At 67.0% G+C, this 15471-nt stretch carries 12 protein-coding genes and 2 pseudogenes; 7 read left to right on the top strand and 7 right to left on the bottom strand.

The annotated features are described in order from the left end of the window. Positions 1-26: 26 nt before the first annotated feature. A complete protein-coding gene (locus AC6IW9_RS03095) occupies positions 27-1016 on the bottom strand; it encodes a patatin-like phospholipase family protein (RefSeq protein ID WP_497769049.1) in 990 nt (329 codons plus the stop codon). 91 nt (positions 1017-1107) lie between these two features. Between AC6IW9_RS03095 and AC6IW9_RS03090 the strand changes: the two genes are divergently transcribed. Then, positions 1108-2235, top strand: coding sequence for a sensor histidine kinase (locus AC6IW9_RS03090; RefSeq protein ID WP_497769045.1), 1128 nt, complete (start codon positions 1108-1110; stop codon positions 2233-2235). Positions 2236-2443: 208 nt separating this feature from the next. Here the strand turns inward: AC6IW9_RS03090 and AC6IW9_RS03085 are convergent, their stop codons facing one another. Both AC6IW9_RS03085 and AC6IW9_RS03080 read right to left on the bottom strand, forming a co-directional pair. Continuing rightward, positions 2444-3271 (bottom strand): FkbM family methyltransferase, encoded by an 828-nt coding sequence (locus AC6IW9_RS03085; RefSeq protein ID WP_497769042.1) that lies wholly within the window; start codon positions 3269-3271, stop codon positions 2444-2446. Between the two features lie 350 nt (positions 3272-3621). Then, a pseudogene (locus AC6IW9_RS03080) lies at positions 3622-3696 on the bottom strand (hypothetical protein); the annotation flags it as partial. A gap of 138 nt (positions 3697-3834) precedes the next feature. Between AC6IW9_RS03080 and metX the strand changes: the two are divergent. The 3 genes from metX (at position 3835) to AC6IW9_RS03065 (ending at position 6674) form a co-directional block, all read left to right on the top strand. Next, entirely contained in the window at positions 3835-4998 is a 1164-nt protein-coding gene (metX, locus tag AC6IW9_RS03075) for a homoserine O-acetyltransferase MetX (RefSeq protein WP_497769039.1), read from the top strand. Beyond that, a complete protein-coding gene (gene metW, locus AC6IW9_RS03070; RefSeq protein ID WP_497769036.1) occupies positions 4995-5657 on the top strand; it encodes a methionine biosynthesis protein MetW in 663 nt (220 codons plus the stop codon). Before metX ends, metW begins: the two co-directional genes overlap by 4 nt. Before the next feature lie 282 nt (positions 5658-5939). Then, complete coding sequence (locus AC6IW9_RS03065) at positions 5940-6674, top strand: Crp/Fnr family transcriptional regulator (RefSeq protein WP_497769032.1); 735 nt, start codon at positions 5940-5942, stop codon at positions 6672-6674. Positions 6675-6711: 37 nt separating this feature from the next. Here the strand turns inward: AC6IW9_RS03065 and AC6IW9_RS03060 are convergent, their stop codons facing one another. Continuing rightward, positions 6712-9033, bottom strand: a complete 2322-nt coding sequence (locus AC6IW9_RS03060; protein WP_497772417.1) for an ATP-dependent helicase — start codon at positions 9031-9033, stop codon at positions 6712-6714. 215 nt (positions 9034-9248) lie between these two features. Between AC6IW9_RS03060 and AC6IW9_RS03055 the strand changes: the two are divergent. Then, positions 9249-9443, top strand: a pseudogene (locus tag AC6IW9_RS03055) (FkbM family methyltransferase); the annotation flags it as partial. A 78-nt stretch (positions 9444-9521) separates the two neighbouring features. Here the strand turns inward: AC6IW9_RS03055 and AC6IW9_RS03050 are convergent. Then, positions 9522-9767: a hypothetical protein gene (locus AC6IW9_RS03050; RefSeq protein ID WP_497769029.1), complete on the bottom strand. Its 246-nt coding sequence runs from the start codon at positions 9765-9767 to the stop codon at positions 9522-9524. A 170-nt stretch (positions 9768-9937) separates the two neighbouring features. On the opposite strand from AC6IW9_RS03050, the gene AC6IW9_RS03045 reads away from it, so the two are divergent. Both AC6IW9_RS03045 and dapE read left to right on the top strand, forming a co-directional pair. After that, the gene (locus tag AC6IW9_RS03045; RefSeq protein ID WP_497769025.1) at positions 9938-10876 is read left to right on the top strand and encodes a class I SAM-dependent methyltransferase; all 939 of its coding nucleotides are present in this window, start codon (positions 9938-9940) and stop codon (positions 10874-10876) included. Beyond that, positions 10873-12030 (top strand): succinyl-diaminopimelate desuccinylase, encoded by a 1158-nt coding sequence (dapE, locus tag AC6IW9_RS03040; protein WP_497769022.1) that lies wholly within the window; start codon positions 10873-10875, stop codon positions 12028-12030. Before AC6IW9_RS03045 ends, dapE begins: the two co-directional genes overlap by 4 nt. A gap of 95 nt (positions 12031-12125) precedes the next feature. Here the strand turns inward: dapE and AC6IW9_RS03035 are convergent, their stop codons facing one another. Together AC6IW9_RS03035 and parE are read right to left on the bottom strand one after the other, a co-directional pair. Beyond that, on the bottom strand, positions 12126-13157 hold the full coding sequence (locus AC6IW9_RS03035) for a sensor histidine kinase (protein WP_497769019.1): 1032 nt from the start codon (positions 13155-13157) through the stop codon (positions 12126-12128). A 279-nt stretch (positions 13158-13436) separates the two neighbouring features. Further along, a complete protein-coding gene (gene parE, locus AC6IW9_RS03030; RefSeq protein WP_497769016.1) occupies positions 13437-15452 on the bottom strand; it encodes a DNA topoisomerase IV subunit B in 2016 nt (671 codons plus the stop codon). Between the last annotated feature and the right edge of the window lie 19 nt (positions 15453-15471).

The following is a 15471-nucleotide window of genomic DNA, read 5'->3' as shown; positions in this document are numbered from 1 at the left end:
GCGCGCGGCGCAGTAGAGCGAAGGGTTCACGTCACGCCGCCGCGGATCAGCCGCATCACCTCCAGCGCGTCGGCGATCTCGTCGCGGCGGCGCTCCACCGCTTCTTCGCCCTCCCGCACCGCTTCCTCCGTGCGGTCGAATTCGACGAGGCCGATATGGCCGACGCGCGGCGTGATGTGCACGTCCGGCGGATCGCCGGCGAGGCGCGAGCGCGTCAGACGGTCCTGCATGATGGCGAGCGAGGTGGTCATGACGCCGAAAATGCTCGGCCGGTCGGGGTCCCGCCGGAAAATGCCGCGGGTGAGACTTTCGGTGAGCGAGGACATGAAGGGCTTCTGCCTGTCTTCCGTCAGGGTGAGCGGATCGAAGCCCATGGTCGCGGGCAGGCGCGCGGCGTCGCGCGACTTGCCGATGATGTCGGTGTTGAGATTGACCGCGATCACCATTTCGGCGCCGAGCGCGCGGCAGGCGGCGACAGGCAGCGGGTCGACCAGCGCGCCGTCGGCGAGCCAGCGACCCTCGAGCTCGATCGGCGGAAACAGGCCCGGCAGAGAGAAGGAGGCGCGCAGCGCATCGGCGAGATCGCCCTTCTGCAGCCATATCTCGTGGCCGGTCACGAGATCGGTGGCGACGGCCACGAAGGGAACGGGCAGGGTTTCGATCCGCAGCGGCCCGAGCGCGCGGCGCAGCTCCATGCGCAGCCGGTCGCCCTTGATGAGGCCGCCATAGCCGAGTTGGAGATCCAGATAAGACATGATGCGGCGCTTGTTCAGCCCGATCGCCCACGCCTCGAGCTCGTCGAGCTTTCCGGCGAGGAAGCAGCCGCCGACCAGCGCGCCGGCCGACGCGCCGGCGACCACGTCGAACTGCACGCCGAGCCGGCCGAGCGCGCGCAGGACGCCGATATGCGCCCAGCCGCGCGCCATGCCGCTGCTCAGGGCGAGGCCGATCTTGCGCTTTCCGAGCGTCGGGCAGGCGTCCGCCGCCGTCTGCCCTTCCGCCGCATCCTCTTGCATGCGATACCCTTTTTATCTTCCGCCCCGACGCACATATCTCTAGCATTCACCGTCGCGCCGCGCGACCTGCCGCGCTCGAGGGGGCGCGCAAATGAGCATCGATACGGTCGGGTTCGACCATTTCCGCGAAATGATCGAGGCGTCGCCGGCGGCGATCATCATGGCCGGCGCGGACGGCGCCATGCGCTACGCCAATAGTGAGACCGAGCGGATGTTCGGCTACGCCCGCGCCGACCTGATCGGCCGTCCGGTAGAATTGCTCGTTCCGGTCCGGCTGCGTCGCCGCCACACGCAGTTGCGCCGCCTCTACTGCGCGGATCCCTCGCGGCGGTCGATGGGCCGTGGTCCCGCGATCCAGGCGCGCCGACGCGACGGCAGCGAGTTTCCGATCGAGGTCGGTCTCGTCCCCGCGCAGACCTCCGCCGGTCTCCTCGTCATGGCCACCGTGCTCGATATGAGCGAGCGCCGCGCCGCCGAGCGCGAGCTCGCGGGAAGCATCGCCGAATTGGAGCGCGTCAACGAACAGCTCGCGCAATTCGCCTATGTCGCCTCGCTCGATCTGCAGCAGCCGCTGGCCGAGATCGTCGCCCAGTCGGAACGTCTCGAGGCGGCCATGGCCGCCGGCGACTGCGAAGGAGTCGTGCAGGCGAGCCGTCGCATGCGGCATTGCGCGCTCGGCGCGCGCAGGCTGGTCGAGGACCTTCTGATCTACGCCCGCACCATCTATGGCGATCAGCGGCTGGAGATCGTCGAGCTCGGCGAGGAGGTGCGGCGCTCGCTCGAGGAGATCGCCCCCTCCATCGCCTGCGGCGAGACGCGCCTATGCATCGATCTTCCGGAGGCCGCCTTCATCGCCGACCGGGCGCAATTTGCGCGGCTCGTTCAGAACATCGTCGCCAATGCGGTCAAATACCGCAAGCCCGGCTGCGCGGCCGAGGTGACGATCGCCGGCGCGATCGACGACGCTTTGACGTTGACGCTCGAGATCGCCGACCGCGGCGTCGGCTTCGACGCGGAGTTCGCGCAGCGCATTTTCGAGCCCTTCAGCCGTCCGGCCGGCGTCGAATACGCCGGCGCCGGCATCGAGCTCGCCATCTGTAAATCGATCGCCGACCGCCATGGGTGGCGGATATCCGTCGAGTCCGAGCCGGGGCAGGGCGCGGCCTTCCGCTTCGTCATTCCGACGTTGTTCGCGGTTCCGTCGATGCGCGAGGCGTGACGCTAGCTGGAGCATTGTCCGAGCATGGCGATTCGATAAAACGGGGCGGATTCCCATATCTGAAGCGGAGCGCCGATCGGCACTGATCGGCGCGAGCGGCTGGGATGGGATCATGGCGCTGTCGAGGGAGTCGACGCTCGCGGCGACGATCGTCGACTACGGCAAGACGCGCGACGCCTGCCGGCAGGGAGCGCGGTGAGCGCTCCCGTCAGAAACGGTAGTCGCGCGTCGGAATGTCGCCGCGCTTCAGGCGCTTCTCGCTCACGCCGACATACATCGCCGGCAGCGTGCAGCAGCTGTCGATCCATATGTCGTAGACGAGCGGGCAGAGGAAGCCGTTGAAGAGGTGGAACAAGCGATAGGGCAGCGGAGCGACGTATTCGTCCGCCTCCCAGAGATAGCGTCTGGAGGCCGCCCAGCCGCTCGCGAATTCGAACATGAAGATGTCGACGCCCTGGCGCTCGAGAAGGCCGCGCGCGCCCTCCAGCACGTTGAGATCATATCCTTCGGCGTCGATCTTGAGGAAGTTGACGTGATCGACTCCGTGCTCGCGGCAATAGCCGTCGATCGTGCCGATCGGCACGCTATAGGTGACGGGCGGTTTCTCCAGCGTCGTCTCCTTGCGGATGGCGAGGCTGCTGCACATGTTGTCGTAATCGTGAAAGCTGAGTTCGCCGGGCTCGGAGGATAGGCCCTGGTTCGAGAAGACGACGCGCCCGTCCGCCGCGAAATGCTCGAGATAGCATTGCGAGGCGAAGCGCGACGGATCGAAACCGACGACTTTGGCTTTGGGACGGGCGCGCAGAATCTCGCGGGTGGAGGCGCCGTCGTTGAAGCCGATGTCGAAGACGAGCGGCTCCTCCTCCATCAGCGTCAAAATCCAGCGCTCGCCATTGGTGTCGCCGATCAGCGAATGGTTGCGCACGACGACGTCGAACTTGCGCGCGTAGGAGATCAGGCGATAGACGAGGCCCGCGCCGACGGGATTCCAGAAGGCCTTCTGCAATAGCGAATGACGCGTCGTTTGCGTGAACATTTCAGCTCGCCCACTGTCGCCGACGGACGAGCGCGATTTGAAGCGGGCGAGGGAGGCGAGTCAACGCCCGGCGGTTACGGATGAGTTACGGAGGCGGGGCGACCGCCGCGGCGTCCCGCCGCGCTCGCGCCGGCCGCCGTTCACCCCGCGTTCCGACAGCGGGCGCCATGAGCGCGTCCGGAGAAGATGCGTGGCATGTCGCCGAGCCCGCTGATGCTCGCCCCCGCGATCGCCGCCGGGGGCGCCCGCTCGCGGCCGACCGGCCCCGGGATTGCTTTCCCGTCGTGCAGACGCGCCGGCTCATCGCCGACAGCGGCCTCGCCGATCCGTTCGCGACTCTGCAGGCCGTGGGGGTCGAGGAGGCGGAACACGCGGGAAAACGTGTCGTGGCTCGGCAATCCGTTCTCGAGCGCGAGGAACTGCCGCAGGAACTCGACTCCCCTGACCTTTCGCCCGCGAGGCCTTGACTATCGCCCCTCCGCCCCCGATGCTGACGAACGAATTGTTCGGCAAATCGAACGAGAGGGGAAAATTTGGCCAGAGCGCTGCCGGCGATAGAGACCATGTCCGCTTCCGACGCCCAATATGGCAGATTCGTCGAATTCGGGGCGGACCGGCCGCTCGTCACCGACGGCGGCGGGCGCGTCGCGCCGCTCACCATCGGCTTCCAGACCTATGGCGAGCTGAACGCCGCGCGCTCCAACGCCATCCTCCTCTGCCATGCGCTGACCGGCGACCAGCACGCCGCCAATCTCCATCCGCTGACCGGCAAGCCCGGCTGGTGGGACGTGATGGTCGGCCCTGGAAAACCTTTCGATACGGATCGCTTCTTCGTCGTCTGCTCGAATGTCGTCGGCGGCTGTCTCGGCACCACCGGGCCGGCCTCGACCAATCCGGCGACCGGCCGGCCCTATGGCCTCGATTTTCCTGTGGTCACGATCCGCGACATGGTCCGCGCCCAGGCCATGCTGGTCGATCATCTCGGCATAGAGTCGCTGTTCTGCGTCGCCGGCGGCTCCATGGGCGGCATGCAGGTGCTGCAATGGGCGGCGAGCTATCCGGAGCGCGTCTTCTCGGCCATGCCGATCGCCACGGCGCCCAAGCATTCCTCGCAGAACATCGCCTTTCACGAGGTCGGCCGGCAGGCGGTGATGGCCGATCCCGACTGGCGCGGCGGCCGCTATCTCGAGCAGGGCGTCAGGCCCGAGAAGGGGCTCGCGGTCGCGCGCATGGCCGCGCATATCACCTATCTCTCGGAGCCGGCGCTGCAACGCAAGTTCGGCCGCAATCTGCAGGACCGCGACGCGCCGACCTTCTCCTTCGACGCCGATTTCCAGATCGAGAATTATCTGCGCCATCAGGGCATGGCCTTCGTCGACCGCTTCGACGCCAATTCCTATCTCTATGTGACGCGCGCCTGCGATTACTTCGATCTCGCCGCCGATTACGGCGGCTCGCTGGCGCAGGCGTTCCATGGCGCGAAGACGCGCTTTTGCGTCGTCGCCTTCAATTCGGACTGGCTCTATCCGACCTCCGCCTCGCGCGCCATCGTGCATGCGCTCAACGCCGGCGGCGCCTCGGTCTCCTTCGTCGAGATCGACAGCGACAAAGGACACGACGCCTTCCTCGTTCATGAGCCCGACTTCATCGCGACGACGCGCGGCTTCCTCGAATCCGCCGCGGCGGCGCGCGGATTGCCGCCGCGCTCCGGGGAGACGCGCACGTGAACGCGCCCTCGCTCGCTCCGCGCGCGCAGCCGGTGCGCGTCGATCTCGCCGCCGTCGCCGCCATGGTCGCCCCGGGCAGCCGGGTGCTCGACGTCGGCTGCGGCGACGGCGCGCTGCTGCAATGGCTCGCAGAAACGCGGCAGGTCGACGGACGCGGCGTCGAATTGTCCCAGCGCGGCGTCAACGACTGCGTCGCCAAGGGCTTGTCGGTCATTCAGGGCGACGCCGACACCGATCTCGCCGATTATCCGACCGATGGCTTCGACTATGTGATTCTCTCGCAGACGCTGCAGGCGACGCGGCGTCCCAAGGACGTGTTGGTCAACATGCTGCGCATCGGCCGGCGCGCGATCGTCTCCTTTCCCAATTTCGGCCATTGGCGCGTGCGCCTGTCGCTGCTCCTCTATGGACGCATGCCGCTCACGCCCACGCTCACCGAGAGCTGGTACGAGACGCCCAACATACATCTCTGCACCATCAAGGATTTCGTCGAGCTCGTCGCGGATGTCGGCGCGCATATCGAGCGCGGCGTGGCGCTCGACCATTCCGGCCGGCCGATTCGCGTGAACGCGCCGTGGTGGGTATGGAATCTGCTCGGCGCGCAAGCGATTTTCCTGCTCGAACGCAACGAGCGAAAAAATATCCCGGCGTCTCGGTAATTTCACGTAGACGATTGAATCGGGCGTAACTCGTGGCGCAGAAAATTTCGCTGCGCAATCGCGCGCGAAAACGCCGCCAGATGGCGCGGAACCTTGCAAGGCCCGAAAATTCAAGGCCGTCGCCGCCTCGCGCATCAAGTCTCGTCTTTTGCTGCGCGACCTCTCGTCACTTCCCCGCGGCTTTTCCAGCGCCGCCGTTCGCGATAGATTGACGACAATGATCGACGGAGCGTGACTTGTGCGCCAATCCGTCGGCGAAACGGAGATCGCCCGGAGCGCTCGATGTCGGAGACGCCGTCTCTCAGGGACGTGCCGCTGTTCGCGTCTGTCGATGGACAGACGGTGCAGCGCTTGACGCGCGACTCCAAGGTCGAATGTTTCGCCGACGGAGCGACCATCTTCCGTCAGGGCGATCGCGCGCTCTGTGTCGTCGTCGTGCTCGACGGCTATGTGAAATTGTCGAGCACCACCGCTTGCGGCGACGAAACGCTCATCAATATCTGCACGGTCGGCGAGAGTCTCTACGAGGCGCTGACGCCCGACGGCGAGCTCTATCGCGTCGGCGCCGAGGCCATCGGCGAAGTCTGCGCAATGAAGCTGTCGGCGGCGCGCTTTCGCGATGCGCTGCGCGAATCATTGTCTCTCGGCGGCGCCGTGATCGCGGAGGCCTCGCGCAAGGTCGGCGCGCTGGTCGGCGAGATCGAGTCGCTCAAAGGGCTCAACGCGGACCAGCGTCTCGCGCGTTTCATTCTCTCACTCTGTCCGCAGGGCGAGGAGAGCTGCAGCATTCGCTTGCCCTACGACAAGCGCCTGATCGCGGCGCGTCTCGGCGTGAAGCAGGAGACGCTCTCGCGCGCCTTCGCCAAGCTGCGCGAGATCGGCGTGCGCACGGAGATGCGCGACGTGCAGATCGAGAGCGTGCCGCGCCTCGCCGCCGAATGCTTCGGCGACGCCGCGGATGCAGGCGCCCGTGTCGATCGCCGCGAGGCGGACGAGAGTCGCGACGCCGTGCTGTGAGGAGACGGGCGAGCCTGAAGGCTCGCATCGACTCGCGTCATCCCCGTTCGACGAAGCTCTCCAGCACCATCTTGCGTCCGGCCTTGTCGAAATCGACCGACAGCTTGTTGCCGTCGACCGCTGCCACCGTGCCGGGGCCGAACTTCTGGTGGAACACGCGCGCGCCGACGGCGAAGCGCGACTGTCCCGTCGATTTCGCCAGCACTTCGCCTTCGATCGTCAAAGGCGCGCGACGTTGCGCGGCCGGCGCGGAGTCGCGCGTGGCTTGGGCGCGCCGCCAGCCGGGCGTCGAATAGCTCGAGCCATAGGAATCCATATTGGCGAAGCGCGATACGCCATAGGACCCATATTGCGAGGCGCCCGCCGCCTCGGTCACCTCGACGTCCGAGGCCGGAAGCTCGTCGAGAAAGCGCGACGGAATCGTCGACTGCCACAGGCCGTGAATGCGGCGGTTGGTGGCGAAGAAAATTTTCAGACGGCGCTTCGCGCGGGTAATGCCGACATAAGCGAGACGACGCTCCTCTTCGAGCCCCGCGCGGCCATTGTCGTCCAACGAGCGCTGATGCGGAAAAAGCCCTTCCTCCCAGCCGGGCAGATAGACCGTCTCGAACTCGAGGCCTTTGGCGCCATGCAGAGTCATGATCGATACGCGCTGCTGACCGGCGGCCTCGTCCGTCTCCATCACGAGCGAGACGTGTTCGAGGAAGCTCGCGAGATCGGGGAACTCCTCCATCGCGCGCACGAGCTCTTTGAGGTTCTCGAGCCGGCCGGCGGCTTCGGGCGTCTTGTCGTCGCGCCACATCTGCGTATAGCCGGATTCGTCCAGCACGCGTTCGGCCAATTCGTTCTGCGGCGTCGTGTCGACGAGGCCGCGCCAGCGGTCGAAATCGGCGACGAGATTGCGCAGCGCGGCGCGTGGCTTCGGCTTCAGCTCCTCCGTCTCGACGACGACGCGCGCCGCCTGCGTCAGCGGAACGGAGGCCGTGCGCGAATAATCATGCAGCACTTGCAGCGTCGCGTCGCCGAGCCCGCGCTTGGGCGTGTTGACGATGCGCTCGAAGGCGAGATCGTCGAAGGGCTGCGCGACGCAGCGCAGATAGGCGAGCGCGTCGCGGATCTCCAGCCGCTCGTAGAAGCGCGGGCCGCCGATCACGCGATAGGGCAGGCCGAGCGTGATGAAGCGCTCTTCGAACTCGCGCATCTGGAAGGAGGCGCGCACCAGAATGGCGATCTCGTCCAGCGCATGGCCCTTGCGCTGCAGCTGCTCGATATCTTCGCCGATGGCGCGCGCTTCCTCCTCGCTGTCCCAGACGCCGGTGACGGTCGGCTTGTCGCCGTCGGCGCCTTCGGTGAACAAGGTCTTGCCGAGGCGTCCTTCGTTATGCGCGATGAGATGCGAGGCGGCGGCGAGGATGTGGCCCGTGGAGCGGTAATTGCGCTCGAGCCGCACGATTTTCGCGCCGGGAAAATCCTTCTCGAAGCGCAGAATGTTCTCCACCTCCGCGCCGCGCCAGCCATAGACGCTCTGATCGTCGTCGCCGACGCAGCACACATTGTGGCGCCCCTGCGCGATGAGCCGCAGCCAGAGATATTGCGCGGTGTTGGTGTCCTGATATTCGTCGACGAGGATATAGCGGAAGCGCTGCCGATATTCGTCGAGCACGTCGGCGTTCTCGCGGAAGAGGCGCAGCGTCTCGAGCAGCAGGTCGCCGAAATCGACCGCGTTGAGGATTTTCAAGCGCTCCTGATAGAGGGCGTAGAGCTTGCCGCCCTTGCCGTCGGCGAAGCTCTTCGCCTCGCCCGCGGGAATTTGCGCGGGCCCGAGGCCGCGGTTCTTCCAGGCGTCGATCTGATGGGCGAGCGCGCGCGGCGGCCAGCGCTTGTCGTCGATATTCTCGGCCTGCAGCACCTGCTTCAGCAGGCGGATCTGGTCGTCCGTGTCGAGGATGGTGAAGTTCGATTTCAGCCCGACCAGCTCGGCGTGGCGGCGCAGGATTTTGGCGCTGATCGCGTGAAATGTGCCGAGCCATTGCAGCGCCTCGGCGCCGGGGCCGGCGAGCGTCTCGACGCGCTCGCGCATCTCGCGCGCGGCCTTGTTGGTGAAGGTCACGGCGAGAATTTCCCACGGCCGCGCCCGGCCGCCCGCGAGGATATGGGCGATGCGCGTCGTCAGCACGCGCGTCTTTCCCGTGCCGGCGCCGGCCAGCACCAGGAGCGGGCCGTCGATCGTCTCGACGGCGGCGCGCTGCTCGGGATTGAGCGCGTCGAGGAAGCGCGCGCCGCCGGCGAGCGCCGCGGCGCGCGCCGCTATGCCGCCTTCGCGCGGCGCGAGATCTTCCGTCGGAAGGGGACGTGTCAAATCGCGGGACTCCCTGGTCGAGTCAGCGAGGATACTAGAGAACGGAACGCGAATCACCCTCGTTCCGATGCCGGGCCGGCATCCATTGTGGAGATCGAGAGGCCGGCCTCGAATCGGTCATGGCCGAGCTTCGCGCTGTCCGGGCAAAGCCCGAGCGGCCCAGGGCGCTCGGGTGAAGATTTCCTCATGCCGAGGAGGCTCCGAAGAGGCTCGACGATCTCATCGGCGAGAACCGGCCGGTCATGATAAAGATCGATGTCGAGGGCTATGAGGAGCAAGTGCTGGCGGGCGCGGCGGCGACGCTCTCCTGCGACAGCCTCGCGGCCGTCGAGCTGGAGACGGTCGCCCCCGCGATCGAGGAGGCGATGCGCGGCGCCGGCTGCGCGACGCATTCGTCGAACAGCCTGTAGGAACCGCCCTTTCGTCGAGGCGCGCCGCGGCCGACAGCATGGAAATCCTCGGCCGCCGCATCTGAGCGCCGCTCGCGTTCAGTCGATCGAGGAGATGCGGATCGGCGCGCCGAGATCGGCGTGGACGACCTTGAGGCCGGCCTTGGCGACGGCGGCCTCGTCCGCATACCATGTCGACTCGTGGTCGAGCCCGCCATATTTATTGAAGACCATCACATATTTGGCCTTCATATCCACCTCGCAGCGCAGCTCTTTGCCGGGATTGTCGACGGGCCGCATCTTGCCGTCCCAATCGATGAAATAGCCGCCGGTCGCCTCGGACATTTCCTGTTCCCTTTCGGACATTTCCCTTGCGAGGCGCGGAAAAGCAGATTCCGGGCCAGGGGCGGCGATGGGCCCGCGGCGAGACAGGGCCTCTCGTCTGCGATATGACCGCCGCGATGACGGCGCAGCCCGCGCCGATCGATCATGCCAGAGTCCGGGGACAAGCGGGAATGCCGTTCCGTCGAAAATTGTCGCGCCTCCACGATCTGCTGACGATCCGCACGTCCAAATATTTCAACGGCGACTGGTATCTGCACGTCTATCCCGACGTGAAGGCGAAAGGGCTGGACCCGGCCCGGCACTATCTCGACCATGGCGCGGCGGAGAAGCGCGATCCGAGCTGGGCCTTCTCGACCGCGGCCTATCTCGACAGCCATCCGGAGCTCGCCCGCTCGGGGGTCAACCCGCTGCTCCATTTCATCCGCTCCGGGGCGCGTGGCCGCGAGCCCGCGCCTTCCTCGACGAGCAGAAGCGCGCCGCTCGTCGACGCGCCCACCCTGGTCGATGTCGACGCGGTCTTCGACCGCCTCGTGGAGGAAAGGCGCCTCGCCAAAGTGCTGGAGGCCGGAACGTTGCAATCGAGCCCCGGAGTTTCGACCCACTCGCATCGGCGCTTTCCCTGGGTGGCGCGGTCCGATTATGTGAAGCTCGATATTTTCGCCGGACCGGACGTGGACGTCGTCGGCGACCTTCATGCGCTGCCGCCGGAATGGTCGGGGAAATTCGACTGCGTCCTCGCCAACGCCGTGTTCGAGCATCTCGAGCGTCCCTGGATCGCCGCCCGCGAGATCGCCCGCGTGCTCTCTCCGGGCGGGATCTTCCATGTCGCGACGCATCAGAGCTTTCCGCTCCACTCCCATCCGAGCGACTATTTTCGCTTCAGCCGTGAGGCCTTGCGCCTCATTTTCGAGGACGCGGGGCTCGTCGTCGACGCGGCCGACTACAAGCATCGCTGCGCGATCGTTCCACCGCCCGCGGTGATGCCGCGGCGCAAGGTCGAGGCGTGGAACGCGACCTTTCCCTCCTTCATCCTGGTGGAGGCGGCGGGACACAAGAGCGCGGACGAAGAGTTGCGGCGCGCGGTGGATTTTCCTAACTTCGCCCCATGACCCTTTCCCCCGCCCTCGCCATCGCCCGCGACCTCCTTCGTTGCCCCTCCGTCACCCCGGCCGACGCCGGCGCGCTCGGCGTGCTCGAGCAGCGGCTGAAGGAGGCCGGCTTCGTCACGCATCGGCTCGTGTTCTCGGAGGAGGGCACGCCCGACGTCGACAATCTCTTCGCCAAGATCGGCGAAGGCCGGCCGCATCTCGTCTTCGCCGGCCATACGGATGTGGTGCCGAGCGGCGATCCGGCGCGCTGGCGCTTCGATCCCTTCTCCGGCGAGATCGCCGACGGGAAAATCTTCGGACGCGGCGCGTCCGACATGAAGGGCGGCATCGCCGCCTTCGCCGCCGCCGCGATCGATCATGTGAAAGAGCACGGCGTCCCGAAGGGCGCCATTTCCTTCCTCATCACCGGCGACGAGGAAGGGCCCGCCGTCAACGGCACGGTGAAGATGCTCGAATGGGCGAAGTCCCACGGCGAAATCTTCGATCATTGCATCGTCGGCGAGCCGACCAATCTCGAGGAGCTCGGCGACACGATCAAGATCGGCCGGCGCGGCTCGCTCAACGGCCGTCTCGTGGTGCGCGGCAAGCAGGGGCATTCGGCCCATCCCCATCGCGCGGAAAACCCCTCGCCGGTCGTCGCGCGCATCGTGACGGCGCTGTCGACGCATCGCTTCGACGAGGGCACGGAGCATTTCGACCGCTCCAATCTCGAAGTGACCTCGATCGACATCGGCAATCAGGCGGCCAATGTGATTCCGGGCGAGGCGCGCGCGCGCTTCAACATCCGCTTCAACAATTCCTGGACTTTGGACACGCTGCAGGCGGAGATCCGCCGCGTGATCCTCGAGGCCGCCGGCGGCGCCCGCGTCGAGGTCGAGTTCCTGCCCTGCAATTCGCTGCCCTTCCTCACCGCGCCGGGCGATTTCACCGCGCTCGTGTCGGAGGCGGTCGAGGAGGTGACCGGGCGCCGGCCCGGGCTGTCGACGAGCGGCGGCACGTCGGACGCGCGCTTCATCACGCGCGATTGTCCGGTGCTCGAGTTCGGCCTCGTCAACAAATCGATCCACGCCGTCGACGAGCATGCGCGCGTCGAGGATGTGGACGGGCTGACGGCCGTCTATAAGCGCATCATCGAGAAATATTTCGCGCGTTGAGGCGAAGCTCCGTCATTGCGAGCGCAGCGAAGCAACCAAGGAGTCGCCTCACGGCTCCGGATCGCTTCGTCGCTCGCTGCTCGCGAGCGGAAGCATCACTCCGCCAGCGCCTGCGTCGCCGGCACGGCGAGAGTCCACTGAAAACCATCCGCCGGAAAGCCGATCGTCGCTTCGCCGCCGAGCGCCTGCGCCACGAGGCGCTTCACCACCTTGTGGCCGAAGCCTTCGCAGGGCGCGCCGGCGACCGGCGGACCGCCGTATTCGCGCCATTCGACGAAGAAGCGGTCGTCCGCGAGCCGCCAGCCGAGCTCGACGCGCCCGCCCGGCTGCGACAGCGCGCCATGGGTCAGCGCGTTCACCGCCAGCTCGTGCAGGGCGAGGCCGATGTTCTGCGCCGCCTCCGGCTTCAGCATCACACGCGGCCCTTCGATGCGCGTGTCGACGCATTCCATATCGAGGCAATAGGCCATTTGCGCGCGGGCGAGCTCGCTCATGCAGGCGCCGCGCCATTCCTGCGAGACGAGCAGGTCGTGCGCCATGGCGAGCGCCTGCAGCCGCGCGGCGAATTTGCGCTGGAAATCCTCGAGCGAGGGCGAGCCCGCCGCCGTCTGCCGCGCCATCGCCTGCACCACGGCGAGCAGGTTCTTGGAGCGATGCACCAGCTCGCGCAGCAGCACATGCACATGCTGCTCGCGGCGCTTGCGGTCGGTGATGTCGCGCGCGGTGCCGATGATGCGCGCCGCGCGCCCGTCCTCGAAGACGGTGCGGCCGCGCACGGCGATCCAGCGCTCGATCCCGTCGGTCTGGCCGATCACGCGATATTCCGCCTCATAGTCGCCGAGATGAGCGGGATCGAGCGCGGCTTCGACGGCCTCGCGCGTGCGCTCTTTATCGTCGGGATGCAGCGCGTTGCGGAAAATCTCGAAGCTGCCGGGCGCGCCCTCGGGCAGCCCCCACAGCGCGCGCACGCGCTCGTCGAGATGCACGTCGCCGGTGACGAGATCCCAATCCCATATGCCGGTGAGGCTGGCGTCGAGCGCCATGCGCATGCGCTCCAGCGCCAATGTCTGATCGCCGTCACGACCGTTCCCGCCGGACGAAACGCATCTGCTGTCGATGTCGGTCAAGACCTCATCCTTTCGGCGGTCGTCCCGCGTTCCATCATCCCCTTCAGGGGGGAGGGTCGGACGGCGAAGCCGTCCGGGCTGGGGTGCGGCTCCCGAGACCAGTGTGTCACCCCTTTCGCGCGCCTTCCCCTCGAGGGGAAGGCGGGGCGGCCTTCTGTCGATCGTCGCGGTCGCTCATGCGATCGGCTGCGCGACGGACGCCATTCTGTCCCGATATGCGACTGCTGCGCCCGCGCATGCGAAACGCGTTCGAGCCCGGCAAGGTTCCCGTCTTTGCGCTCACACGTCGAGCTCTGTGGCGAAAGGCGCGCGCTCCTGGATGAAGGCGAAGCGCGCCTCGGGCCTGGTTCCCATCAGCCGCTCGACGCAATCCGCGGTCTCCTCGCGCTCCTCGCCGGCGATCACGACCTTGAGCAGCGTGCGCTTGCGCGCATCCATGGTCGTTTCCTTGAGCTGGGCCGGAAGCATCTCGCCGAGGCCCTTGAAGCGGCTCGTCTCGATCTTGCCCTTGCCGGTCAGCACCTTCTTCACCAACTCGTCGCGGTGCCTGTCGTCTCGCGCATAGACTGTCTTCGGGCCTTGCGTGAGCTTGTAGAGCGGCGGCACGGCGAGATAGAGATGGCCGCCGTCGATGAGCTTGGGCATCTGGCGGAAGAAGAAGGTGATGAGCAGAGACGCGATATGCGCGCCGTCGACGTCGGCGTCGGTCATCACGACGATCTTGTCGTAGCGCAGGTCCTCCTCGCGGTAATGCGCGCCCGTGCCGCAGCCGAGCGCCTGCACGAGATCGGCGAGCTGCTGATTGGCGGCGAATTTCTCCTTGCCCGCCGAGGCGACATTGAGAATTTTGCCGCGCAAAGGCAGCACCGCCTGGCTCGCGCGGTCGCGCGCCGCCTTGGCCGAGCCGCCGGCCGAATCGCCCTCGACGATGAACAGCTCCGACCCCTGCGCCGAGGTGTTGGTGCAATCGGCGAGCTTGCCGGGCAGGCGCAGCTTGCGCGTCGGGGATTTTCTCGCCTGCTCCTTTTCGGCGCGGCGGCGCAGCCGCTCCTCGGCGCGCTCCACCGCGAAATCGAGGAGCTTCGTCGCCTGAGACGGCGCGCCGGCGAGCCAATGATCGAACGCGTCGCGCACCGCGCCTTCGACGAGGCGCGAGGCGTCGACATTCATCAGCCGGGTCTTGTTCTGGCCCTGGAACTCCGGCTCGCGGATGAACACCGAGATCATCGCCGCCGACTGGCCCATCAGGTCCTCGGCCGTCACCTGCGCGGCGCGCTTGGCCTGGCCGATGCGCTCGGCGTGATCCTTCAGCCCGCGCAGCAGAGCGAGGCGGAAGCCCGCCTCATGGGTGCCGCCGTCCGGCGTCGGAATGGTGTTGCAATAGGAATGCGAAAACCCGTCCTCATTGGCGAACCAGGCGATCGCCCATTCGAGCGAGCCATGGCCGCCCTCGCGCTGCACTTTGCCGACGAAGGGCTGATCGGCGACGAGTTCCTTGCCCTCGATCTCGCGGGCGAGATAATCGCGCAGGCCGCCCGGAAAGCGCAGCACTGCCTCGGCCGGCACGTCCGAGCCCGGCTCGATCAGCTCCGCGGCGCAGCGCCAGCGGATTTCGACGCCGCCGAAGAGATAGGCCTTGGAGCGCGACATGCGGAACAGCCGCGCCGGGCGCCAATGCGTCTGCGGGCCGAAGATTTCGGCGTCGGGCTTGAAGCGGATTTTGGTGCCGCGCCGGTTGGCGACGCGGCCCGCCTGCTCGAGCTTCCCCTGCGGCAGGCCGCGGGAAAAAACCTGGCGGTAGAGTTGCTGATCCTTGGCGACCTCGACCTCGAGCCGCTCGGAGAGCGCGTTGACGACCGAGACGCCGACGCCATGCAGGCCGCCGGAGGTCTGATAAGCCCCCGAGTCGAATTTGCCGCCGGCGTGCAGCATGGTCATGACCACTTCCAGCGCCGATTTCTTGGGGAATTTGGGATGCGGGCCGACAGGAATGCCGCGACCGTTGTCGGTGACGGTGAGCCAGCCCCCTGGCTCGAGCGAGACCTCGATGAAGCCGGCGTGACCGGCGACGGCCTCGTCCATGGAATTGTCGAGCACCTCGGCGAAGAGGTGATGCATGGCGGCTTCGTCCTTGCCGCCGATATACATGCCGGGCCGGCGCCGCACCGGCTCCAGCCCCTCCAGCACCTCGATGGAGGCGGCGTCGTAGTCCGCGGGCGCTTTCGCGGCCCGCGCGGCGGGAGCGGGGGCGGCCTTGCGCTGGGCGCCGCCGAAGAGATCGTCGGATTTGGCCATGCGGGGGATTTTAGCGATT

The organism is Methylosinus sp. shoA, assembly GCF_059718125.1.
Note: the sequence above shows the minus strand (reverse complement) of the source record. Positions and strands in the feature narration are given on the sequence as shown.